The organism is Micromonospora echinospora (genome assembly GCF_014203425.1).
GTDB classification, from domain to species: domain Bacteria; phylum Actinomycetota; class Actinomycetes; order Mycobacteriales; family Micromonosporaceae; genus Micromonospora; species Micromonospora echinospora_A.
In genome coordinates this window covers 2,016,877-2,038,516 of the sequence record NZ_JACHJC010000001.1, presented here as the reverse complement: position 1 = coordinate 2,038,516, position 21,640 = coordinate 2,016,877, and the positions used below count along the sequence as shown (strand labels likewise).

Genomic DNA, 21,640 nt, shown 5'->3' with positions numbered 1-21,640 from the left:
GGCCGATCACGATCATCCAGTGCCAGCGGGACCACGGCAGCCGGTCGAGGCGCGCCGGGACGTTGGTCCGTACGGTGCCGGCCGCGACGTCGCTGCTCACGACGCGATCCGGGGGGATGCGGGAGCCAGGGCGCGACGGGCCGCCGGCAATAGCTCTTCGTCCATGCCGCCCAGACGCCCCGCAGGTCGGGCGTCAATCCACCGCCTCGACCCTGCTCCGAGGCCGGCACCTCCGGCCATCCGCCGTCAGGGCGGCCACGAGAACTGCCGATACTCTCCGTGACCTCACTGGCGAAGAGATGCACAGAACGCGGTATACCTGAGAGTCATAATTATGACTCTCAGGTATACCGCGCGAACACGGATGCCTTCTCGGCGGCCGGCACCGAGCCGGACGGATGTCAAGCTGCTCGGGCCGCTGGTTGCCGCCGGACCGAGCCCCGGCTGGAGCCGGCCGGGGCGGGTCCGATCGGGGCGGGTCCGATCGGGCTCAGTGGACGCCGACCAACTCCGGCGCCGGGGCGGGCGGCGGCTCGACCGCCCCGGCGGCCGTACGGCGGCGCATGAAGCGCGGCGCCCACCAGTTCGCGTCCCCCAGCAGCGTCATCACCGAGGGCAGCACGACCGCTCGGATGATCGTGGCGTCCAGCAGGATCGCCGCCGCCAGGCCGATGCCGAGCTGCTTGAAGTCGATCATGCTGAGCGTGGCGAAGATGGAGAACACCGCCACCATCACCACCGCCGCGCTGGTCACCACCCCGGCCGAGGAGGTGATGCCGTGTGCCACCGCCTCCCGGTTGGGCATGCCCCGGTCGACCGCCTCACGGATCCGGCTGACCACGAAGACGTGGTAGTCCATGGACAGTCCGAAGAGAACCACGAACAGGAACAGCGGCAGCCAGGTGACGATCGCGTCCATCGAGGTGAAGCCGAGCAGCCCTTCCGCCCAGGTGCTCTGGAAGACCAGCACCAGCAGCCCGTACGCGGCCCCGGCGGAGAGCAGGTTCAGCACGATCGAGGTCAGCGCCACCACCACCGACCGGAACGTCCACGCCATCACCAGGAACGTCAGCGCCAGCACGAACGCGGCGACGATCGGCAGCTTCGCCCAGATGTGGGCGGCGTAGTCCTCGCTGGCGGCCACGCCGCCGCCGACCGCGTACTCCAGGCCCGGGATGGCGCCGAGCGTGGCCGGGACCAGGTCCTCGCGCAGCTCGTGCAGTGACCGGGACGCCTCGTCGGAGCGGCTGGCGTGCGGCGTCGCCACCTCCAGCACCGACACCCGCCGGTCCGCCGACACCTGGATCTCCGGGCCGTCCGCCTCGGCCGGCGCGAAGAGCGGGTCCGCGGCGGTACGGCCGGCGAGGTCGGTGAGCGCGGCCCGCACCCGGTCGGCCTGCTCGGCGGGCGCCCGCACGGCGACGGTGTGGCTGGTGCCGTTGCTCGGGAAGGCGGCGGTGAGCCGGTCGTACGCCTGCATGGCCGCGGTGTTGCGCGGCACGTCCTCCGGGCCGGGGAACTTCAGCTTCATGCCGAGCGCGGGCGCGGCCAGCGCGAGCAGCAGCGCCACCGAGATCAGCAGCGTGGCCACCGGCGCGCGCAGCGCGGGCTTGAGCACCGCCGGCCAGAACCGGGGCCGGGCGGGCTGACCGTCGCGCGGCGCGGTGAGACGCCAGAGCAGCGGCACCCGGGGCCGGTCGACCCAGCGGCCCAGCTTCGCCAGCAGCGCCGGCAGCACGGTCAGCGAGCCGATCACGGCGACCGCCACCACCAGGATCGAGCCGACGGCCAGGGACGAGAAGATCGCGTCCTGGGCGAGCAGCAGACCGCCCATCGAGATGATCACGGCGGTGCCGGAGACCACCACGGCGTGCCCGGAGGTCTCCGCCGCGATCTCCACCGCGTCCAGGCCGGAACGGCCCTTCGCTCGTTCCTCACGCTCGCGCCGCACGTAGAACAGCGAGTAGTCCACCCCGACCGCCATGCCGATCAGCAGGATGACGCTGGCGGTGGTGTCGGTGGCCGGCACCAGGTGCGAGGCGAGTGTGGAGAGTCCCATCGCGGCGGCCACCGAGGAGAGCGCCAGCAGCACCGGCACCCCGGCGGCGATCAGCGCGCCGAACGCGATGATCAGGATGGCCAGCGTCACCGGCAGGCTGAGCAGCTCGGCGCGCTTGAAGTCCTTGCCGAGCGTGTCGTCGAGCGCCTTGTCGATCGACGGGCCGCCGACCTGCTCCACCCGCAGCTGCGGGTGCGCGTCCTGCACCTTCGCGGTGGTGTCCCGCAGCGGCTGCACCCGGTCCCCGGCGGTTCCCGGGTCGCCGGACATGGTGATCGGCAGCAGCAGCGCGATGCCGTCGCGCGACGGCATCGGCGTACCGATCGAGGCCACGCCGTCGACCTGCCGCAGCCGGTCGGCCGCGTCCTGGGCCGCGGCCTTCGCCGCCGACTGGTCGAGCATCCCCGAGCGGGCGGTGATCAGCACGTTCTCGGTCGCCGGCTGGTCGAACCCGCCACTGTCGACGATCAGCTGTGCCCGCCCGAACTCGCCGATCGCCTGATCCTCGTCGGTCGCCTCGTTCAGCCCGGCGGCGCTGCCGCCGACGAAACACACCGCCACGAAGACCACCCACAACGCGATCGCGCGCCACGGATGCTCCGCACTCCACCGTGCCAACCGCACGGTCACCGGTCGCCTGCCCATGTCCCGGGTTCCACCCTCCTGGTGCCGGCCCTGTGCCGACCCCAGATGACGCTAGGCAGCAGGCGGGGCCCCGACATCGGGGAACGGCCCCCGCTCGTCCCCGATCCCGCGAACGCGGTCGACGCGGCCGGAACCGGCCGCGCCGACCGGGCGCAAAAGGACATCTCCGGGTACGCTCCGGCGCGTCTCCGGGGACCGCCCGGCGATGCACACCGGCGCAACCCCGAACCGGCTCGGGGTCATCCCCGGAGGGTGCCCCGGGGCCGCGGCTGACACCGCGGGCAACTGTAGGAGGACCGGTTCATGAACGCCTCACGCCGGATCGGCGCGCCGCAGCGCGGGCAGGGCTCCCCCTCCCGGCCGTACGCGTTCAGCGACCTGTCGAAGTAGCCGCTCTCGCCGTTGACGTTCACGTACAGCTCGTCGAAGCTGGTGCCGCCCTGCTTGATCGCCTCGGCGAGCACGTCCCGCACGTGCCCGAGCAGCCGCAGCGCGGCCGGGCGGGTCAGCGCGTCGGTCGGACGGGCGCCGTGCAGCTTCGCCCGCCACAGTGCCTCGTCGGCGTAGATGTTGCCCACCCCGGAGATCAGCGTCTGGTCGAGCAGCGCGCGTTTGATCTCCGTACGCTTGCGGCGCAGCGCCGTCACGAACGCCTCGTCGGAGAACTCCGGGTCCATCGGGTCGCGGGCGATGTGCGCGATCTCGGCGGGCAGCTCCGCCCCGCCTTCGGAGACGGACAGCCCGCCGAACGTGCGCTGGTCGACGAAGCGCAGCTCCGGCCCGTCGTCGGCGAACCGGAACCGGACCCGCAGGTGCAGCTCGTCGGCCGCGCCGACCGGCTGCAACAGCAGCTGGCCGGACATGCCGAGGTGGCCGATCACCGCGTCGCCGCTGTCCAGCGGCAGCCAGAGGTACTTGCCGCGGCGGCATACGCCGGTGATCGTCCGGCCGGCGAGCACGTCGGCGAAGTGCGCGCCGCCCGGCGCGTGCCGGCGTACCGCCCGGGGGTGTCGCACCTCGACGGCGGCGATCCGCCGCCCGATCACCCACTGGGCCAGCCCCTGCCGGACGGTCTCGACCTCGGGCAGCTCAGGCACGGCCGGCGCCCGCCTCGACGTCGGCCGCCTCGTCCTGCCCCGCCGCCTCGTCCCGCGCTCCGGCCGCCGCCTCGGCCTCGGCCTCGGCCCGCTCGGTGATCGTCCGCCAGGCCGACTCGGCGGCGCGCTGCTCGGCCTCCTTCTTGCTGCGCCCCTCCGCGCCGCCGTAGCGGTTGCCGGCGACCACCACCCAGGCGGTGAACGTCTTCAGGTGGTCCGGCCCGGTGCCCTCGATCCGGTACTCGGGCACGCCGAGCCCCAGCGCGGCGGTCAGCTCCTGGAGGCTGGTCTTCCAGTCCAGCGCCGCGCCCCGGCCCGCCGACTCGGCCATCAGCGGGTCGAAGAGCCGGTGGATCACGATGGCCGCGGTGTCCAGGCCGTACTGGAGGTAGATCGCGCCCAGCAGCGCCTCCAGCGTGTCGGCCAGGATGCTCGCCTTGTCCCGCCCCCCGGTGGCCTCCTCGCCCTTGCCCAGCAGCAGGTACGCGCCCAGCCCGTCCGGGCCCAGGCCACGCGCCACGTCGGCCAGCGCGCGCATGTTGACCACGCTCGCGCGCAGCTTCGCCAACTGCCCCTCGGCCAGGTCGGGGTGGTTGTGGAACAGCGCGGTGGTGATCACCACGCCGAGAACCGAGTCGCCCAGGAACTCCAGCCGCTCGTTCGTGGGCAGGCCGCCGTTCTCGTACGCGTACGAGCGGTGGGTCAGCGCGCGTTCCAGCAGCTCCGGGTCGAGCGACACCCCGAAGGCCGCCTCCAGGTGGCCGACGGGAGCACGCCGCCGCTTGTCGTTGGTCATGGTGCTACCTCGGTGTCGTGTCGGTCAGGTGCGGATTCGTGCGGAACATCGGCGAGCAGGGCGCGGACCGTCCCGGCGGCGTCACGGCGCCAGAGATGAGCGGCCAGGGCGATACCCGAGGCGACGTCCTCGGAGCCGGCCGCGCCGTGGCAGACGACCACGGTGCCGCCCACCCCGAGCAGGGCGGCGGCGCGGGGCGCGCCGCCTTTCGGCGGAGGGCCACCGGCCATCGCGTACGCGCCCTCGATGGCCTTCAACAGGACGTTGCCGGTGAAGCCGTCGGTCACCACCACGTCGGCACGGGCGCCGAGGGAGATGTCGTACCCCTCGACCAGGCCGACGTAGCGTGCGTCACAGGGCAGCGCGAGGGCGGCGAGCGCGGGGTCGGCGTGCCGGCGCAGCCGGTCGCCCTTGCCGGTCTCGTGGCCGACGGAGAGCAGCCCGACGCGGGGCGCGGTGACGAAGTGCGCCACGGCCGCGTAGGCGGCGCCCAGGACGGCGTGCCGGGCCAGCGTGGCGGGACCGGATTCGAGCGTGCCGCCCACGTCCAGCAGCACCACCGGACCTTCGACGGCGGGCAGCGTGGCGACGAGCGCGGGCCGGCGTATCCCGGTCCAGCGCCCGAGGCCGAGCGCGGCGGCGGTGACGGTGGCGCCGGTCGAGCCGGCGGAGACCACGGCGTCGGCGAGACCGTCGCGGACGGCCTGCACGGCCGTGCGTACCGTGCTCTCGCCGCGCGCGGCGGTGGGATGGTCGGCCATGCCGACGGCGGCCCGCACCGGGCGGACAGTGACCCGGGTTCGCTGCGCCGGGTCGAGCGCACCGATCAGCTCGTCGGCCACCTCGATCGGGCCGACGAGCATCAGGTGCAGGGCGGGATCAGTGCGTACCGCTCGCAGAGCGCCGTCAACCACGACGGCGGGAGCATCGTCCCCGCCGAGGAGGTCGACGGCGATCCGCGCGGTGCCCGGCTCCGCCGGTCCGCCGGCCGGGGGCCGGTCGGCGGTGAAGGGAGCCGGGGCACCGGGCGAGAGCCTTGGTGCGCGCGTCACCCGACCGGTGGTCGGGGACGTCACTTGGCGGCCGCGTCAGACCTCGAGGACCTGACGGCCGTTGTAGGTGCCGCAGACGGAGCAGGCGGCGTGCGGCAGCTTGGCCGACTTGCACTGCGGGCAGGCCACGGTCGCCACCACCGAGGCCTTCCAGTTCGCCCGGCGGGCGCGGGTGTTGCTGCGCGACATCTTGCGCTTGGGGACGGCCACGGTTCTTACTCCTCTGTACGGGTCAGTTGCGTCAGGCTCGCCCAACGCGGGTCGACCTGCTGATGGCTGTGATCGGCCGGCAGATCGTCCCAGTGCACCCCGCAGTCGGGGCACAGCCCTGGGCAGTCCTCCCGGCAGAGCGGGTTGGTCGGCAGCGCCAGCACCACCGCGTCCCGCAACGCCGGCTCCAGGTCGATCAGATCGCCCTGCATCCGGCCCACCTCGTCCTCATCGGCCGTGTCGTCCGTGGTGCTGTTCTCGTACGCGTACAGCTCCTGGATCGTCACGGCCAACGAGTCGTCGATCTCGCGCAGGCAGCGCCCGCACTCGCCCTTGACGGGACCGGTGACGGTCCCGGAGACGAGCACGCCCTCGGACACCGACTCCAACCTCAGGTCGAGGTCGAGGTCCGCGCCCTCCGGCACGCCGATCAACTCCCCGCCGAGGTCCGCCGGTGCCGGCACGACCCGCTTGTGCGTACGCAACGCGCCAGGTCGGCGCGGCAGTTCCCTCGTGTCGAGGACCAGCGGCGACCTGGGGTCGAGTGTGCTTGGCGAGTGTTTGGGCATAGTCAGACTCCGGCCGATGAGAGGCCGACAAAGAAGGTTACCTGCCAGGCGGCGGACCGTCGAACCGGGGGCGCACCTCCGGCTCGGCGGCAGCCGGCTGTCGGCGACCGGCCCGTGCGCCGCTCAGAAGGGTAACGGGCGGTCCGCCTCGTCCCCGGCGAAGGTGCCGATCTCGCGCAGCGCGTGCATCTTGTCCCGGCCGCGCTCTATCGAGGCGAGCGCCCGGGTGAGGAACTGCTCGAAGTTCGCCAGCGCGGTGTCGACGTAGTCGTCCACCTCCTCGCGGAGGCGCTGCGCCTCGGCCCGTGCCTCGCTGATGATCCGCGCGCCCTCGTGCTCGGCCGAGACGGTGATCTCGTTGACCGAGACCAGCCGGGCGTGTTCCGCCTCACCCTCGCTGATGATTCGGTCGGCCTCGCGCTTGCCGGCCTCCATGATCTTGTCCCGCTCCTCCAGCAGCGCGGCGGCCCGGCGCAGGTCGGCGGGAAGCTCCACGCGCAACTCGTCGAGCGCGGCGATCATCTCGCCCCGGTCGACCATGCAGTTGTTGCGCGACATCGGGACGGAGCGGGCCTGCTCCACCATGGCGATCAGTTCGTCGATGCGATCGAGCGGGTCCACCGGTACCTCACTCCTGTCTTCGTCGGCCGCCCTCCATGATGCGGCCTGCGCCCGGCTTCGGCGCTGCACACATCATGTCTCGCCCGAGCCACCGACGCCCCACCCGCCCCACCCGGCGCGTCGCCCCCGGTCGCCCGTCGCCGCCCCGCCCACCCGGGCGATCTTGCACTTGCGGCCCGGCGCTCGTCCCTTGCGGGAGGAATGTCCGGGCCGAAAGTGCAAGATCGCGGAAGTGGGGAGCCGGGGGGTGGGGGTGGGGGTGGGGGGTCAGGGGCGGAGGCGGGTGGTCAGCTGCTCTCGGACCAGGTCGGGGACGTGGGCGGAGATGTCGCCGCCCCACTTCGCCACGTCCTTGATCAGGCTGGACGAGATGAACGAGTAGAGCGGGTTGGTCGGCATGAACAGCGTCTCCACGCCGGCCAGGCCGATGTTCATCTGGGCCATCTGCAGCTCGTAGTCGAAGTCGCTCACCGCGCGCAGGCCCTTGATCAGCACACTCGCCTGCTGGGCGCGGCAGAAGTCGACGAGCAGGCCGCGGAACGACTCCACCCGGACGTTGTCGTACGAGGCGGTGACCTCGTGGAGCATGTCGATCCGCTCCTCGACAGTGAACAGGCCCTGCTTCGACTGGTTGATCAGCACCCCGACGATCACCTCGTCGAACAGCCGGCTGGCCCGGCCGATGATGTCGAGGTGACCGTTGGTGACCGGGTCGAACGAGCCCGGGCAGACCGCACGTCTCATGATCGGCGACCGTACCAAAGAGTGGTCTCGCCGTAACGTCTGCTGCGCTCCGGAGTGACACCTTCCACCCACGTGACCGGTCCGGATCGGCTGGACCGCTCGACGATCACCAGGGCGTCCGGGGCGAGCCAGCCGCCGTCGACCAGCGCCGCCAGCATCGCGGTGATCTCGGTGTCCGGCACCGCGTAAGGCGGATCGGCGAAGACCACGTCATACGGCCCGTCGGCCGGACCGGCGGCCAGCACGGTGGCGACCTTGCCGGTGACCAGGCGCGCGGCGGGGGCGGCCCGGAGCGCGGCGATGTTCTCCCGGACGACCCGGGCGGCCCGCGCGTCGGACTCGACCAGCAGCACGTGCGCGGCGCCCCGGGACAGCGCCTCCAGGCCGACCGCGCCGGAACCGGCGTACAGGTCGGCGAAGCGGGCCCCGTCCAGGTCGAGATCGGCCTGGACGGCGCTGAACAACGCTTCCCGGACCCGGTCCGAGGTGGGCCGGGTGCCCGCGCCGGGCGGCGCGGCGATCCGCCGTCCGCCGAGCGTGCCGGCCACGATCCGGGTCACCGTCGCTCCCTGCGCATGCCACGACGCTACGCGACGGGCGTGCAGGGGTGGATCGAGCACCCGGAGGCGACGCCGGGTGACTCGACGTACATCAATGATCTCGAATTCATAACGGACCCTTTACGACCCGTCGATCTCGGTAACGCCCGCACTGTCGATCTCGCTAGGGTCTGGCCCGATTGCCGAGCGGACGCGTGGCTTCGGTCCCTCCGCCCGGCCTCTCCCATCCTCCCCCTCGTCAGGAGCAGGCGTGAATCGTCTCCACCTCCGGCGTGCCGCCGTCCTCACCGCCGGCACGCTGCTCGGCCTCGCGGGCGTCGCCACCGTCGCCGGCCCGGCCGCCGCCCACCACCCCGAGCCGTCCGGCAGCTACTGCGCCACCCCGAACGGCGCGGTCACCGTCACCTGGTCCGTGACCAGCAGCGAGACCGACATCTCCGGCCGCATCACCAAGCTTGTGTCCACTGTGCCCGGACCGGTCAGCGGGGACCTGGCGGTCGGCGCCGAGCTGAAGCCGGCCGGAAAGGGCACGCTCACCGGCACCCAGACCCACACGTTCTCCGGCCCGGTTCCGGAGCTGAAGCTCACCGTCGGGGCGCACTGGGACCGGGGCCGCAAGTCGCACGAGGGCGAGCGGACCGTGACGGCCCGCCCGGCCCGCGACTGCGCGACGCCGAGCCCGTCGCCGTCGCCCAGCACGCCGCCGAGCGTCACCCCCTCGCCGAGCACGCCGCCGCGGACCACCACCCCGACGCCGTCGGCGTCCGTCCCGCCGAGCCCGTCCACCCCGCCCAGCTCTCCGGCCGCGCCGGCGGAGCCCATCTTCAAGCTCGACCAGGACTGCGACTCGATGACCTTCGTGGTGGAGAACCCGGCGGCGGGCGCGCCGTTCACCGCCACGCTGACCACCGAGAAGGGCGTCACCAGGACGCTCGCGTCCGAGCCCGGCAAGACCAGCTCGGTCGAGTTCGACGCCTACCCGGGCCTCAAGGTCACCGTGAAGTACGACGTGGTCGAGGACGCCGAGACCATCCCGTACGCCCAGCCGGACGACTGCTCCGGCCAGGGTGGCGGCCTGCCGGTCACCGGCCCCGCCGCGGGCGCCATCGCGGGCGGCGCCGCGCTGCTGCTCACCGCCGGCGCGGTGCTGTTCGTGACGGCTCGTCGCCGCCGGATCCGCTTCACCGCCTGATCCGCACCCGAGGGCGCGTCGACCACCCGGTCGGCGCGCCCTCGCCGTGTGTGTCGCAGGCCGGGTACACGGCGTACGGGCGCGGCGCCGGTCAGACCGTGTCGAGCACCGACGTGACCGCGACCGGGTCGACCTCGGCCTGGTTGGTCAGCAGGACGAGCCGCTCGTCGGAGTCGGGCAGCCAGGCGGCGAACGCCTTGTAGCCACCGTTGTCCCCGGAGTGGTGCAGCGCCCGCCGGCCGGCCAGCGGGCCCACGAAGAACCCGTAGCCGTACGCCTCGTCGGGGCGGCCGGTGGGCGCGTGCGGCGCGGTCATCGCCGCCACCGAGGCCGGGGCGAGCAGCCGGCCCCGACGCGGTACGTCCAGCCAGGTGAGCAGGTCCGCCCCGGTGCACCAGACGTCACCCGCGCCCATGCTCACCGTCGCCAGGTCCCAGGACGGCACCGGCCGGCCGCCCTCGTGCCCGGTCGCCACGTCCGGCCGCCCGTCGCCGGAACCGGCGAAGCTGCCCGTCATGCCCAGCGGCGCGAAGACCTCCTCGGCGAGGAACTCGGCGTACTGCCGGTCGGCCGCCCGCTCGACGGTCCGGGCCAGCAGCACGTAACCGGGGCTGCTGTAGTGCCATCCCACCCCGGGCCGGAACAGCGGCGGCAGCGCCGCGAACCGGTCGAGCAGGTCGTCCGGCTCGGCCGGCCCGTGCAGGTCGATCGCCGGGTAGTCCTCCCAGTGGCCGAGGCCGGACGTGTGGGTGAGCAGGTGGTGCAGCGTGATGCCGGACCACTGCGGCGGCGGCGTGCCGGGCAGCCGGCGCACGACCGGGTCGGACAGGCTCAACGCTCCCCGCTCGGCGAGCAGCAGCACCGCCACGGCCGCCATCTGCTTGCTGATCGAGGCGATCTGGAATCCCGTCGCCGGGGTGCAGCGTCGGCCGGACGTCTCGTCGGCGACTCCGGCGACCCGGTCCACCAGAAGCTCGTCACCTCGGGCCAGAAGCAGCACGCCGCGTTCGAGTGATGGTGTCGACATCTGCGCGAGCCTAGGCACGCGACGCGCGTGCCGCTGCCCCGCGACCGCACCGGCCCGCCGTCAGCCCTTCTCCAGGTATTCGGCGCGTTCCTCGTCGACGAGCGCGGCCACCGACGCCGCGAGCGCCGGGTGCCGGGCCAGGTCCGGGTCCTCCTCGACCAGTTCGATCGCCTCGGCCCGCGCGTCGCGGATCAGCTCGGCGTCGCGTCTCAGCGACAGCAGCCGCAGGTGCGAGCGCCGGCCGGACTGGGTCGCGCCGAGCACGTCACCCTCCCGGCGCTGTTCCAGGTCGAGTTCGGCCAGCTTGAACCCGTCGGTGGTGGAGGCCACCGCGTCCAGCCGCTCCCGCGCCGACGAACCCTCGGCCGCCTCGGACACCAGCAGGCACAGACCGGCTGCGGAGCCCCGGCCGACCCGGCCGCGCAACTGGTGCAGCTGGGACACGCCGAACCGGTCGGCGTCCAGCACGATCATCACCGTCGCGTTCGGCACGTTCACGCCGACCTCGACCACTGTGGTCGCGACCAGCACGTCCAGCTCGCCGTCGGCGAACGCGCGCATCACCGCGTCCTTCTCGTCGGCGGGCAGCCGACCGTGCAGCACCCCGATCCGCAGCCCGTGCAAGGGCCCCTCGGCCAGCAGCGGCGCCACCTCGGTCACCGCCAGCGGCGGGCGTCGGCCGTTGTCGTCCTCCCGCGGCGCCTCCTCGTCCGACACCGGGCCTTCGCCGATGCGCGGGCAGACCACGTACGCCTGGTGGCCCTTGGCGACCTCCTCACGCAGTCGGCGCCAGGCCCGGTCGAGGAACGCGGGCTTCTCGGCGGCCGGTACGACGTGCGAGGCGATCGGTGAGCGGCCCTGCGGAAGCTGGGACAGCGTGGACGTCTCCAGGTCGCCGTAGACGGTCATGGCGACAGTGCGCGGGATCGGGGTGGCGGTCATCACCAGCACGTGCGGCGGCTGGTCGGCCTTGGCGCGCAGCGCGTCGCGCTGCTCCACGCCGAAGCGGTGCTGCTCGTCCACCACCACCAGGCCGAGGTCGTGGAAGTCGACGCCCTCGTAGAGCAGCGCGTGCGTGCCGAGCACGATGCCGGCCCGGCCCTCGGCCACCTCGGCCAGCGCCCGGCGCCGGGCCGCCGCGCCGAGCGAGCCGGTGATCAGCTCGACCCGGGTGGCGTCCTCGGCGGCGCCCAGCTCGCCGGCCCGGGCGAGCGGGCCGAGCAGGTCGAGGATGCCCCGGTAGTGCTGGGCGGCGAGCACCTCGGTCGGCGCGAGCAACGCGGCCTGGCCCCCGGCGTCGACCACCTGGAGCATGGCGCGCAGCGCCACCACGGTCTTGCCGGAACCCACCTCGCCCTGCAGCAGCCGGTGCATCGGGTGCGCGGCGGCCAGGTCGGCGGCGATCTCCCGCCCGACGACCTGCTGGCCGGAGGTCAGCTCGTACGGCAGCCGGGCATCGAACGCGTCCAGCAGGCCGCCCGCCTTCGCCGGCCGGGCCCGCGCCGGCCACGCCGCCGCCCGGTGCTTGCGCTGCACCAGCGTGAGCTGCACGGCGAACGCCTCGTCCCACTTGAGCCGGCGGCGGGCCCGGTAGAGCGCCTCCTTGCTGGTCGGACGGTGGATCTCGCGCAGCGCGGTGCCGATGTCGGCCAGGTTGCGGGTGGCCCGCACGGTGGCCGGCAGCGGGTCGTCCGGCGGGGTGAACGTGTCGAGCACGACGCGTACGCAGCGGGCGATCACCCAGGTCGGCACCGCCGCCGCGGCCGGGTAGACCGGGATCAGCGCCCCGGCGAACTCCTCGACCTCCTCGTTCGCGGCCGCCTCGCCCTCGCCGCCCTCGCCGAGCAGGACGTACTCCGGGCCGTTGAGCTGCCGCTTGCCCCGGAACTCGGTCACCTTGCCGGCGAACAGCCCCCACCGGCCCGGGCGCAGCTCCCGCTCCCGCCACGCCTGGTTGCCGAAGAACGTGCAGGTGAGCACGCCGCCGGAACCGTCGCCGACGGTCACCTCCAGCAGGTTGCCGCGCCGCTGGCGCATCGGGCGCACAGCGGTGCGCTGCACCTGGGCGAGCACCGTAACCTGCTCCCCCACGTCGAGCGAGCGGATGTCGGTGTGCTCGCCACGCTCGTCGTAGCGGCGCGGGAAGTGGTAGATCAGGTCGCCCGCGGTGTGCAGGTCGAGGTGCCCGGCCAGCGCCTTCGCGGTGCGCTCGCCGACCAGCTTCTTCAGCGGCGTGTCCACAGTGGCCGCCTCGCCAGTCATTCGACCCCCACCAGGAGCGGATAGTGCGGCTGCCCGCCCTCGTACGCCTGCACCTCGACGAACGGCCACGCCCCCTCGACGTGTGCGCGGACCCGGTCGGCCAGCCCGGCCGGCGCGTCAGCGCCGCACAGCAGCGTGACCAGCTCACCGCCACCGCCGAGCATCCGGTCCACCACGGCGATGCAGGTGTCGACCAGATCCTGCCCGATCAGGTGCACCTCGCCCTCGACCAGGGCCAGCACGTCACCCGGGCGGGCCGGGCCGGCGACGGTGAGCGCCTCCCGGGCGGCGTGGCAGACCTCGGCGTACCGGCAGGCGCCGGCCGCCTCGGCCATCGCGATCACGTCGTCCTCGAACCGCCGCTTCGGATCGCGTACGGCCAGCGCCGCGAGCGCCTGCACCGGGGAACGGGTGGGCACCACGCTCACCTTGATGCCGAGGCCGTACGCCTCCTTCGCCGCGGCGCTCGCCACCGACTGCGTGTTCGGGTCGTTCGGCAGCACCACCACCCGGGCGGCGTCAGTGGCCCGGATCGCGTCGAGCAGCTCGCCGGTGGACGGGTTCGCCGGCACCACCACTGCGCCCTCGGCGGCGAACAGCTCGGCGATGCCCGCGCCGGTGGCCACCACCACGGCGGCCCGGCCGTCCGGGCGCGCGACCCGCGACGCGGGCGCCGGGGCGGCCTGGTCGGCGAAGCGGGTCACGCCGATCCGGTGCGGCCGGCCGGCGACCACACCCGCCTCGATCGCGGCCCCGACGTCGTTGACGTGCACGTGCACGTTCCAGGTGCCGGCGCCGTCGCCGACGATCGCCAGCGAGTCGCCGAGCACGGCCAGCTCGGCGCGTAGCCGGGCCACCGCCTCGTCGTCCGCGTCGAGCAGGTACTGCACCTCGTAGGCGTACAAGTCGGAGCCGCTCTCCCGCACGACGGTGGCCGGCGGGCGGCGGGTGGGCGGCGCGGGCGCAGGCTGCGCCGGGCTCTCCCCCGTGACCACCTCGACCAGCGCGTCGAGCAGCAGGCACAGGCCACGCCCGCCGGCGTCGACCACGCCCGCGCGGGCCAGCTCCGGCAACTGCTCGGGGGTACGCGCCAGCGCGTGGGCCGCCGCCTCGGCCGCGGCCCGGGCCACTGTGCGCAGGTCGTCGCTGTCCGAGCGGCGGGCCGCGTGTGCCGCGGCGGCGACCACGCTGAGCAGCGTGCCCTCGACCGGCCGGGCCACCGCGGCGTAGGCGGCGGTGGTGGCGTCGGCCAGCGCGTCGGCGAGCTGCCGCCCGCCCACCGCGGGCGCAGCGGCGAGCGTGTCGGCGAGACCGCGCAGGATCTGCGAGAGGATCACCCCGGAGTTGCCGCGCGCCCCGAGCAGCGCGCCCCGGGCCATCAGCCGCAGCGCGTGCCCGTGCGGGGTGTGCCCGTCGTCGGGGAGGGTGCCGAGGTCCATGGCCAGGGCCTGCTGGGCCGAGGTCAGGGTGAGGACCAGGTTGGTGCCGGTGTCGCCGTCGGGCACCGGGTAGACGTTCAGGTCGTCGATCTCGCCCTGGTGGGCCCGGAGGGCGGCCAGCCCGCTCGCGCACCAGCGGCGCACCGCGGCGGCGTCGAGGGTCTCCAGCACGTCGGGAAGCCTACTGGCGCACACCGACACACGCCGGGGTCGTCCGCCGCGTGTCCGCCCCGCCCGCCGGCCCGGCCGGGTCGCCGGTACGCTGGGTGGGCTCGCGAAAGGGCCGGTTGGGCGTACCGACTGTCATCGGGTAACCTGACCAGGTTGCCCGGGCAGCGCCTGGCGGCGACCTCATGAACGTTTCAATCCCAGGAGTATCCCGTGGCTAGCGTGTGCGACGTCTGTGGCAAGGGGCCGGGCTTCGGCCACAACGTGTCCCACTCGCACCGGCGGACCAACCGCCGCTGGAACCCGAACATCCAGTCGGTGCGCACCCCGGCCGGTGGCGGCAACACCAAGAAGCTGAAGGTCTGCACCTCGTGCATCAAGGCCGGCAAGGTCACCCGCGCCTGACGCGGTAGCGCCACCGGAACATCGTCGGTCGCCGGCGGACCCCTCGGGGTCCGCCGGCTTCTGTCGTATCCACCGACCCGCGCCGCACACCTGACCGACCGTACGGCGACCGGCTGGTACGGGCCGGTTAGGGTGCTGCTGCGCCGGCCGTCCGGTACCGGCGCGAGCCGTGGGGAGGGTGACCGGTGGACCTCGATCTGGGTCGCGAGCAACTGGTGGTCGTGGGCGCGTCGTTCGGCTCACTGAGCTGGTTCGACCAGCAGCTGCCGGCCGGCACCGTGGTGCTCGTCGAGGAGCCGGACGTGATCCGCCGCCGTGACCTGGCCCGGTTCGCCGAGCGGCTGCCGATGGTCGGGCGCCTCGTCGCCGCCGAGTACCAGACCGGCTTCGACGCCGACGCCCTGCTCGCCCGCGAGCCCGTCCTGGCCGACGCCCGGCTGGTCCTGCCCGGCCTGGAGTACGCGGTCGGCGCCGCCGCCCGGCTGGCCGAACGGCTCGGGCTGCCCGGCGCCGGTGCGGAGGCCGCGGACGTCTTCTCCGACAAGCATCGGATGCGGCTGCTCGCCGACCGGATCGGGCTGGCCAACCCCGTCTACGAGCTGGTCGACGACCCGGCGCGGGCGGTGGAGTTCGCCGAGGAGCACGGCGGACGGTGCGTGCTCAAGCCCACTCGCCGCTCCGGCAGCCTGGGCGTGCAGCTGATCACCGACCCGGCCGAGGTGCCGGCCCGCTGGGCGGCGAGCGCCGCACCGCCGGACCCGGCCGAGGCCACCGAGCGCGGCCTGCCCACCGGTGTGCTGGTGGAGGAGCTGCTGGTCGGCTCCGAGCACAGCGTCGAGCTGCTGGTGGCCGACGGTGAGGTGATCTTCGCCAACGTGACGGACAAGCGGATCGCCGGTGGCCGGTACCCGGTCGAGACCGGCCACACCGTGCCGTCCGCGCTGCCCGCCGCCGAGCACGACGCGCTGCGCGCCGCGGCGGTACGCCTCGCCGAGGCGGCCAGCTTCCGCAGCGGCATGCTGCACAGCGAGTGGATCCTCGTCGACGGCGTGCCGACGCTCGTGGAGTGCGCGGCCCGGATGCCCGGTGACATGATCACCGCGCTCATCTCGATCGCCTACGAGCGCGACGTCATCGAGGCGTACCTGCGGGTGCTGCGCGGCGAACGGCCGGCGTTGCCGGCGCGGGCGACCGGCGCGGCGGCCATCGAGTTCCTGATCGCGCCGCCCGGCCGGGTGACAGCCGTGGACGGCAGGCGGGACGCGCTGCGCGTGCCGGGCGTGCTCGACGTGCAGGTGGAGACGAAGGTCGGGCAGACCGTGCCGGAGCTGCTCTCCTCGGCGCACCGCAGCGGGCACCTGATGGCCTGGGGCGCGACGCCGGACGAAGCGGCGCTCGCCGCGCGCCGCGCCGCGAACGAGATCCGCATCACGGTCTCCTAGAGGGTACGGCCGTACGACAGGCAGCCCGGGGCGTCCTTGTAGAAGCCGAAGTTCGGGATCCGGTCGTAGCCGGACGAGGTGTACATGGCGATCGCCTCGGGCTGCTTGTCGCCGCACTCCAGCACGATCCGCTTGCGGCCGTGGTCCCGGGCGGAGCGCTCGACCGCCCCGAGCACCGCGCGGGCGACGCCCCGGCCCCGGACCGCCGGATCGGTGTACATCCGCTTCAGCTCGGCCGTGTCGCCGTCCGCGCCGTGGCTGCGCCAGCCGCCGCAGCCCACCGGACGCCCGTCCAGGTAGGCGACGAGGAACGCGCCGTCCGGCGGGGTGAACTCGGCCGCGTCGACAGGGGTGTCGTCGCCGCTGCCGCCGTAGCGGGCGCCGAGGTCGGTCAGCGCCGCCCTGATCAACGCCTGCGACTCGGGCGCGTCGAAGCGCCGCTCCCGGATCTCGATCTCGCTCACCGTGCCAGGTTACGACCGCCTCCGACCCCCGCCCGGCCCGGCGGCCGGGGGTCGGACGCAGATCACTCCGCCGTCCGGCGGCTGGCCCGGCTACTCCGCCGTCCGGCGGAAGTGGTCCCAGCCGCGCGGGCCGTCGTACCCGGCGCCGTCGACGGTGACCCCGGCGCCGGCCGCCACCCGCCCGACCGGCTGCCAGCCGTCGGGCAGCGCGGCGTCACCCGGGAACGTCGCCGCCAGCGCGTGGTCCTCGCCGCCGGCCAGGATCCAGGTGTACGGGTCGACGCCGAGCGCCTGCGCCGCGTCGCGCATCTGCCGGGGCACCTCGAACGCCTCACGGCGCAGGTCGATCGCCACGCCGCTGGCGGTGGCCACGTGCCCCAGGTCGGCCAGCAGCCCGTCCGACACGTCGATCATGGCGGTGGCGCCCGCCGCGGCGGCGGCCGGACCGGCCGCGTACGGCACCTCCGGGCGGCGGAACGCCTCGACAAGCAGCCGGGGCGTGCGGAAGCCCCGGGACAGCACGGTGTAGCCCGCCGCCGCCCAGCCGGTGCGCCCGGCCAGCGCCACAACGTCACCGGGCCGGGCGCCGGAGCGGACCACCGGGGGCCGCCCGGCCAGGTCGCCGAGCGCGGTCACCGCGATGGTGAGCGTCGGGCTGGCCGACATGTCCCCGCCGACCACGCTCGCGCCGACGAGCGCCGCTTCCGCGCCCAGCCCGTCGGCCAGTTCCTCGGCCCAGGCCGGATCCAGCTCGGCCGGCATGCAGAGCGCGACGAGCAGCGCGGTCGGGGTGGCGCCCATGGCCGCGATGTCGGCGAGGTTGGCCGCCGCCGCGCGGTGTCCCACGTCCCGCGCCGCCGACCAGTCGCGCCGGAAGTGCCGGCCCTCCACCAGCACGTCGGTCGATGCGACCACCCGCCGGTCCGGCGCCGCCACCACCGCGCCGTCGTCGCCGGGGCCGAGCAGGCAGCTCTCCCCCTGTGCCAGCCGGGCGGTCACCCGGTCGATCAGCCCGAACTCGCCGACATCCGTGACCGTCATGCCGTCCCCTCGATCCGCTGCGTCGTTCCGCACATCCCACCCCTGTCCGCGCCGGCGTGTGCTCGCTCACCGCGTCCGACCGGCAACCGATAGGGATCACTGCCGCTCAGTACGGTAGTTTCACCCTTCGGGTCGCCCGGAGGCGACGGACGGAGGTCGAGTCGTGGTACAGGCGTACATCCTCATCCAGACCGAGGTCGGCCGGGCGCGTGACGTGGCCGGTCTGATCGCGGACCTGGCCGGCGTGGTACGGGTCGACGCCGTCACCGGGCCGTACGACGTGGTCGTGCTCACCGAGGCGAACACCGTCGACGAGCTCGGCAAACTCATCGTCAGCAAGGTGCAGATGGTGCCCGGCATCACCCGCACCCTCACGTGTTCGGTGGTGCGGCTGTAAGTGGACGAGAAGACCTCCCCGCGCCGGGACCGCTCCACCCGCCGCGCCGCGCTCTGGGCGACTCTGGTCGCGGTGCCGGTGACGGTGGCGGTGGCCGGGTTCACGTTCGCCAAGCTGGCCCCGGAGTCCCCGGACGCCGGCGCGAGCGCGTCGGCGAGTCCCCGGGCGCAGTCGAGCGCGCCGGTCGAGATGGCCGCCCCGGCGCTGGCCGAGCGCCCGACCGTACTCTGCCGCGCCCTGATGTCGCAGCTCCCCGACAGCGTGCGTGACCTGGCGCAGCGTCCGGTCACCGCGGGCCCGGAGCAGAACGCCGCGTACGGCGACCCGGCCCTGACGGTGGCCTGCGGCGGCAGCCCGGCGCAGTTCCCGCCCACCGACGAGGTGTGGACGGTGAACAAGGTCTGCTGGCACGCGGCCGAGGAGTCCGACGCCACGGTGCTGACCACCGTCGACCGGGAGACCCCGATCCGGGTACGGGTGCCGAAGAGCTACGAGCCGCCGCTTCAGTGGGTGACCTCGATCTCCGACACGATCGTCAGCTCCGTGCCCTCGGCGAAGCAGGCCCCCTCGGGCTGCTCCGCCTGACGCCCGGCCGACCGGGTCAGCGCCCGGCGCGGCGGTGCAGGGCGGTACGGATCAGGCGGTTGACCAGCTTCGGGTACTCCAGCCCGCTGGCCGACCACATCCGCGGGAACATCGAGGTCGGGGTGAAGCCCGGCATCGTGTTGATCTCGTTGAGGTAGACGTCCATCTGCGGCGTGACGAAGAAGTCGACACGGGCCAGGCCGGAGCAGTCGAGCGCGGTGAAGGCGCGGGTGGCGTAGTCGCGCACCTGCCGGGCCACCGGCTCGGACAGGTCGGCCGGGACGTCGTACTCGCAGACCTCGTCGGCGAAGATGTACTTGGCCTCGAAGTCGTACCAGTCGCGGTCGCCGATCATCCGCACCTCGGCGAGCACCGAGGCCTCCGGCGCGCCGCCGGCTTCGCCCTCCAGCACGCCGCACTCGATCTCGCGGCCGACCACGGCGCCCTCGACGAGCACCTTGCTGTCGATCTCCCGGGCGGTGACGAGCGCGGCGTCCAGGTCCGCCCAGTCGTCGACCTTGGTGATGCCGAACGAGGAGCCGGCCCGCGACGGCTTGACGAAGACGGGCAGCCCGAGGCGTTCCTTGTCCTCCTCGCTCAGCGACATCCCGGCGCGCAGCACCGCGTACGGGCCGACCGGGATGCCCTCGGCGGCGCAGAGCTTCTTGGTGAACTCCTTGTCCATGGCCGCGGCGGAGGCGAACACGTTCGCGCCGACGTAGGGGATGTCGGCCATCTCCAGCATCCCCTGGATCGTGCCGTCCTCGCCGTACGCGCCGTGCAGCACCGGGAAGACCACGTCCACGTCGGCGAGCGCGACCGGCCCCTGGGCCGGGTCGAGCACCATCAGGCCGCCCGCGGCGGGGTCGGCGCGCAGCACCAGTTCAGCGCCGGACCCGGCGGTGATCTCCGGGAGTTTCCGGTCGGTGATGGCGAGCCGGCTCGGTTCGCCGTCGGCGAGCACCCACTGGCCCTGCCGGGTGATGCCGACCGGCACCACCTCGAACTCGTCCGGGTCGAGCGCGGCCAGCACGCTGCCGGCGCTGACGCAGGAGATGCCGTGCTCGGGGCTGCGGCCACCGAAGACGATCGCCACACGGGTCTTGCCTGGGGTGGTCATGGTCACCTCATCGTCGCGACTACGGCTGGCCGTGCTCGCCGGTGGCGCTCACCCGATTGACCTTACTGTGCGTTGTCGGCAGGGGTGGTCGATACCCGGGGAGACGCGGAGCCGCGTGGCAAACAGTCAAGGCAACATATACAGGGAGTAACGAGACGCGGCGCTGAGAGCGCGTGGGGCGGGCGTGGCTCAGAAGGCCGGGTGCCGGGGCCGGCGGCCGACCGCGATCACCTTGACGCGCTGCCGGCCGGCCCGCACCATGCCCAGCGCCATGAACGCGCCGGCGATCCGGTCGGCCGCCTCCCGGCTGTGCGCGCCGACGACCTGCCGCCGGCGCTCAGGGCTGGTCCGCTCGTCGCGCCCGCCGCCGGCCGGGGGGCGTACGTCGGTGAGGACCACGAGGAACCGGGTCATTCCCGGCCACCTCCGCTCCGGAGGTGGCAGGCCGTCACCGTCATCGCGGAACCCCCTCCCGTCTCGTGGAACGGCAGGGGCACGCGGCGGTCGGATCGTGGGGGGAGTAGAAATCCGACCACCGCGCGCCCCATCCCCTCCGGTCGCTCACCGCCACCGTCGCCACGACAACCGGCAGTGAGGACGCCGTCACAGGTTGACAGGTTCACATGCGTGAATGCAACTCTCATCGACTTTCTCTCACGCACATTTTCCCACCAGATGTGCGATCATCGATGCATGGCGCCGAAGACCGCCCGGGCCCGACGGCTCGGCATCGCCCTGCGGGCCCACCGGGAGGCCGCCGGCCTCACCCTGGAGACCGCGGCCGACGAGATCAACAGCACCCGGAGCACGCTGTCCCGCTACGAGAACGCGCAGACGCTGATCAGTCCCGCCACCGTGCGCGCGCTGCTGACCAGCTACGGCGTGGGCCCGGACGAGATCGCCGCGGCGGTGCAGCTCGCGAAGGACGCCCGCAAGCCCGGCTGGTGGGTGTCCTACTCGTACCTGCTGGACCGCCGCACCATCGACTTCATCGCGCTGGAGGCCGAGGCCACCGGCATCGCGAACTTCGAGCCGTCGGTGGTGCCCGGTCTGCTCCAGACCGCCGACTACATCCGCGGAGTGATGCGCGGCGGCCCGCACACCCTCAGCGACGAGCAGGTGGAGCAGCGCGTGCAGCTACGGCTGGACCGCCAGCAACGGCTCTCCGGGGACGGACCGCCGATTCTCGACGCCATCATCGACGAGGGCGCGCTGCTGCGCCCGGTCGGTGGCCGCTCGGTCATGTCCGCCCAGCTCCAGCACCTGGTGAAGATGGCCGAACTGCCGAACATCACGGTGCAGGTGATCCCTCTGGCCGCCGGTTACCACCGGGGCACCCGGGGCTCGCTGCACATGCTGGAGTTCGCCGACCCGGAGGACCCGATCATCGCCTCGGTGGAGACCGTCGCCGGGCAGATGATCCTCGACCGGCCGGGCGACCTGCGTACCTGCACCAAGATCATGGAGCACCTGCGGACCGTGGCGCTGAGTCCGGCGGCCAGTCGGGACCAGCTGCTCCGCCTGCTGAACGAGAGGTGACCAGATGAACGGCACGAACCACCCCCACCCCACACCGGCCGGCTGGCGCAAGAGCAGCCACAGCGGCGACGAGGGCGCGTGCGTGGAGATGGCGCCGCTGCCCGGCGCGGTGGCGGTCCGCGACTCCAAGGACCCGGCCGGGCCGGTGCTGGTGTTCCCGCCGCACGCCTGGGCCGTCTTCACCGCCGCGCCGCCACGCGCCTGAC

General features: G+C 73.7%; 23 protein-coding genes. 7 read left to right on the top strand and 16 right to left on the bottom strand.

Annotation, left to right across the window (positions count from 1 at the left end):
• Nucleotides 1-490: 490 nt before the first annotated feature.
• From FHU28_RS09755 to rsmD, 9 genes are all read right to left on the bottom strand, one after another.
• Complete coding sequence (locus FHU28_RS09755; protein WP_184682984.1) at nt 491-2,704, bottom strand: MMPL family transporter; 2,214 nt, start codon at nt 2,702-2,704, stop codon at nt 491-493.
• Between the two features lie 239 nt (nt 2,705-2,943).
• Complete coding sequence (gene mutM, locus FHU28_RS09750; protein WP_184682982.1) at nt 2,944-3,801, bottom strand: bifunctional DNA-formamidopyrimidine glycosylase/DNA-(apurinic or apyrimidinic site) lyase; 858 nt, start codon at nt 3,799-3,801, stop codon at nt 2,944-2,946.
• Entirely contained in the window at nt 3,794-4,597 is an 804-nt protein-coding gene (gene rnc, locus FHU28_RS09745; RefSeq protein WP_073830391.1) for a ribonuclease III, read from the bottom strand. The genes mutM and rnc overlap by 8 nt, the downstream gene beginning before the upstream one ends.
• Nucleotides 4,594-5,553 carry a phosphate acyltransferase PlsX gene (locus tag FHU28_RS09740; protein ID WP_184689378.1) on the bottom strand — a complete coding sequence of 320 codons (960 nt, stop codon included), beginning with the start codon at nt 5,551-5,553 and terminating at the stop codon, nt 4,594-4,596. Before FHU28_RS09740 ends, rnc begins: the two co-directional genes overlap by 4 nt.
• A gap of 132 nt (nt 5,554-5,685) precedes the next feature.
• Nucleotides 5,686-5,859, bottom strand: coding sequence for a 50S ribosomal protein L32 (gene rpmF, locus FHU28_RS09735; RefSeq protein WP_073830392.1), 174 nt, complete (start codon nt 5,857-5,859; stop codon nt 5,686-5,688).
• A 5-nt stretch (nt 5,860-5,864) separates the two neighbouring features.
• Nucleotides 5,865-6,428: a YceD family protein gene (locus FHU28_RS09730; RefSeq protein ID WP_073830393.1), complete on the bottom strand. Its 564-nt coding sequence runs from the start codon at nt 6,426-6,428 to the stop codon at nt 5,865-5,867.
• Nucleotides 6,429-6,551: 123 nt separating this feature from the next.
• Entirely contained in the window at nt 6,552-7,049 is a 498-nt protein-coding gene (locus FHU28_RS09725) for an SPFH domain-containing protein (protein WP_184682980.1), read from the bottom strand.
• Nucleotides 7,050-7,316: 267 nt separating this feature from the next.
• Nucleotides 7,317-7,793, bottom strand: a complete 477-nt coding sequence (gene coaD, locus FHU28_RS09720; RefSeq protein ID WP_073830395.1) for a pantetheine-phosphate adenylyltransferase — start codon at nt 7,791-7,793, stop codon at nt 7,317-7,319.
• Nucleotides 7,790-8,353 carry a 16S rRNA (guanine(966)-N(2))-methyltransferase RsmD gene (gene rsmD / locus FHU28_RS09715; protein ID WP_184682978.1) on the bottom strand — a complete coding sequence of 188 codons (564 nt, stop codon included), beginning with the start codon at nt 8,351-8,353 and terminating at the stop codon, nt 7,790-7,792. The genes coaD and rsmD overlap by 4 nt, the downstream gene beginning before the upstream one ends.
• Nucleotides 8,354-8,603: 250 nt before the next feature.
• Between rsmD and FHU28_RS09710 the strand changes: the two genes are divergently transcribed.
• The gene (locus tag FHU28_RS09710; RefSeq protein ID WP_184682976.1) at nt 8,604-9,545 is read left to right on the top strand and encodes a cell wall anchor protein; all 942 of its coding nucleotides are present in this window, start codon (nt 8,604-8,606) and stop codon (nt 9,543-9,545) included.
• A 91-nt stretch (nt 9,546-9,636) separates the two neighbouring features.
• On the opposite strand, the gene FHU28_RS09705 is transcribed toward FHU28_RS09710, so the two are convergent.
• Genes FHU28_RS09705 through FHU28_RS09695 form a run of 3 tightly spaced genes read right to left on the bottom strand, consistent with a single transcriptional unit; the run spans nt 9,637 to nt 14,444 of the window.
• Complete coding sequence (locus FHU28_RS09705; protein ID WP_184682974.1) at nt 9,637-10,572, bottom strand: serine hydrolase domain-containing protein; 936 nt, start codon at nt 10,570-10,572, stop codon at nt 9,637-9,639.
• 60 nt (nt 10,573-10,632) lie between these two features.
• A complete protein-coding gene (recG, locus tag FHU28_RS09700) occupies nt 10,633-12,834 on the bottom strand; it encodes an ATP-dependent DNA helicase RecG (RefSeq protein WP_184682972.1) in 2,202 nt (733 codons plus the stop codon).
• Nucleotides 12,831-14,444 (bottom strand): DAK2 domain-containing protein, encoded by a 1,614-nt coding sequence (locus tag FHU28_RS09695; protein WP_184682970.1) that lies wholly within the window; start codon nt 14,442-14,444, stop codon nt 12,831-12,833. The genes recG and FHU28_RS09695 overlap by 4 nt, the downstream gene beginning before the upstream one ends.
• A gap of 210 nt (nt 14,445-14,654) precedes the next feature.
• On the opposite strand from FHU28_RS09695, the gene rpmB reads away from it, so the two are divergent.
• Together rpmB and FHU28_RS09685 are read left to right on the top strand one after the other, a co-directional pair.
• Entirely contained in the window at nt 14,655-14,846 is a 192-nt protein-coding gene (rpmB, locus tag FHU28_RS09690) for a 50S ribosomal protein L28 (protein ID WP_011905179.1), read from the top strand.
• A gap of 185 nt (nt 14,847-15,031) precedes the next feature.
• Nucleotides 15,032-16,288: an ATP-grasp domain-containing protein gene (locus FHU28_RS09685; RefSeq protein WP_184682968.1), complete on the top strand. Its 1,257-nt coding sequence runs from the start codon at nt 15,032-15,034 to the stop codon at nt 16,286-16,288.
• On the opposite strand, the gene FHU28_RS09680 is transcribed toward FHU28_RS09685, so the two are convergent.
• Together FHU28_RS09680 and FHU28_RS09675 are read right to left on the bottom strand one after the other, a co-directional pair.
• Nucleotides 16,285-16,752 carry a GNAT family N-acetyltransferase gene (locus tag FHU28_RS09680; RefSeq protein ID WP_184682966.1) on the bottom strand — a complete coding sequence of 156 codons (468 nt, stop codon included), beginning with the start codon at nt 16,750-16,752 and terminating at the stop codon, nt 16,285-16,287. The two genes, FHU28_RS09685 and FHU28_RS09680, sit on opposite strands and share 4 nt — an antisense overlap.
• Nucleotides 16,753-16,842: 90 nt before the next feature.
• Complete coding sequence (locus FHU28_RS09675) at nt 16,843-17,793, bottom strand: thiamine-phosphate kinase (RefSeq protein WP_184682964.1); 951 nt, start codon at nt 17,791-17,793, stop codon at nt 16,843-16,845.
• Between the two features lie 163 nt (nt 17,794-17,956).
• Here FHU28_RS09675 and FHU28_RS09670 point away from each other — a divergent pair, with 163 nt between their 5' ends.
• Entirely contained in the window at nt 17,957-18,190 is a 234-nt protein-coding gene (locus FHU28_RS09670) for an Lrp/AsnC ligand binding domain-containing protein (protein WP_013284547.1), read from the top strand.
• Nucleotides 18,191-18,775: a DUF3515 family protein gene (locus FHU28_RS09665; RefSeq protein WP_184682963.1), complete on the top strand. Its 585-nt coding sequence runs from the start codon at nt 18,191-18,193 to the stop codon at nt 18,773-18,775.
• A gap of 16 nt (nt 18,776-18,791) precedes the next feature.
• Here FHU28_RS09665 and FHU28_RS09660 read toward each other — a convergent pair whose 3' ends face one another.
• Both FHU28_RS09660 and FHU28_RS09655 read right to left on the bottom strand, forming a co-directional pair.
• Nucleotides 18,792-19,895, bottom strand: coding sequence for a D-alanine--D-alanine ligase family protein (locus tag FHU28_RS09660; protein ID WP_184682961.1), 1,104 nt, complete (start codon nt 19,893-19,895; stop codon nt 18,792-18,794).
• Nucleotides 19,896-20,084: 189 nt separating this feature from the next.
• On the bottom strand, nt 20,085-20,309 hold the full coding sequence (locus FHU28_RS09655; protein WP_184682959.1) for a hypothetical protein: 225 nt from the start codon (nt 20,307-20,309) through the stop codon (nt 20,085-20,087).
• 279 nt (nt 20,310-20,588) lie between these two features.
• Here FHU28_RS09655 and FHU28_RS09650 point away from each other — a divergent pair, with 279 nt between their 5' ends.
• Nucleotides 20,589-21,434, top strand: a complete 846-nt coding sequence (locus FHU28_RS09650) for a helix-turn-helix domain-containing protein (RefSeq protein WP_184682958.1) — start codon at nt 20,589-20,591, stop codon at nt 21,432-21,434.
• Nucleotides 21,435-21,438: 4 nt separating this feature from the next.
• On the top strand, nt 21,439-21,639 hold the full coding sequence (locus FHU28_RS09645; RefSeq protein WP_184682957.1) for a DUF397 domain-containing protein: 201 nt from the start codon (nt 21,439-21,441) through the stop codon (nt 21,637-21,639).
• The last annotated feature ends 1 nt before the right edge of the window (nt 21,640 follow it).

Bases quoted from the DNA above. Each gene is read 5' to 3' on its own strand.
- FHU28_RS09660 (WP_184682961.1), bottom strand. From the start codon at position 19,895: ATGACCACCCCAGGCAAGACCCGTGTGGCGATCGTCTTCGGTGGCCGC.
- coaD (WP_073830395.1), bottom strand. From the start codon at position 7,793: ATGAGACGTGCGGTCTGCCCGGGCTCGTTCGACCCGGTCACCAACGGT.
- rnc (WP_073830391.1), bottom strand. From the start codon at position 4,597: ATGACCAACGACAAGCGGCGGCGTGCTCCCGTCGGCCACCTGGAGGCG.
- FHU28_RS09755 (WP_184682984.1), bottom strand. From the start codon at position 2,704: ATGGGCAGGCGACCGGTGACCGTGCGGTTGGCACGGTGGAGTGCGGAG.
- FHU28_RS09645 (WP_184682957.1), top strand. From the start codon at position 21,439: ATGAACGGCACGAACCACCCCCACCCCACACCGGCCGGCTGGCGCAAG.
- FHU28_RS09730 (WP_073830393.1), bottom strand. From the start codon at position 6,428: ATGCCCAAACACTCGCCAAGCACACTCGACCCCAGGTCGCCGCTGGTC.
- FHU28_RS09655 (WP_184682959.1), bottom strand. From the start codon at position 20,309: ATGACCCGGTTCCTCGTGGTCCTCACCGACGTACGCCCCCCGGCCGGC.
- recG (WP_184682972.1), bottom strand. From the start codon at position 12,834: ATGACTGGCGAGGCGGCCACTGTGGACACGCCGCTGAAGAAGCTGGTC.
- FHU28_RS09705 (WP_184682974.1), bottom strand. From the start codon at position 10,572: ATGTCGACACCATCACTCGAACGCGGCGTGCTGCTTCTGGCCCGAGGT.
- FHU28_RS09675 (WP_184682964.1), bottom strand. From the start codon at position 17,793: ATGACGGTCACGGATGTCGGCGAGTTCGGGCTGATCGACCGGGTGACC.
- FHU28_RS09650 (WP_184682958.1), top strand. From the start codon at position 20,589: ATGGCGCCGAAGACCGCCCGGGCCCGACGGCTCGGCATCGCCCTGCGG.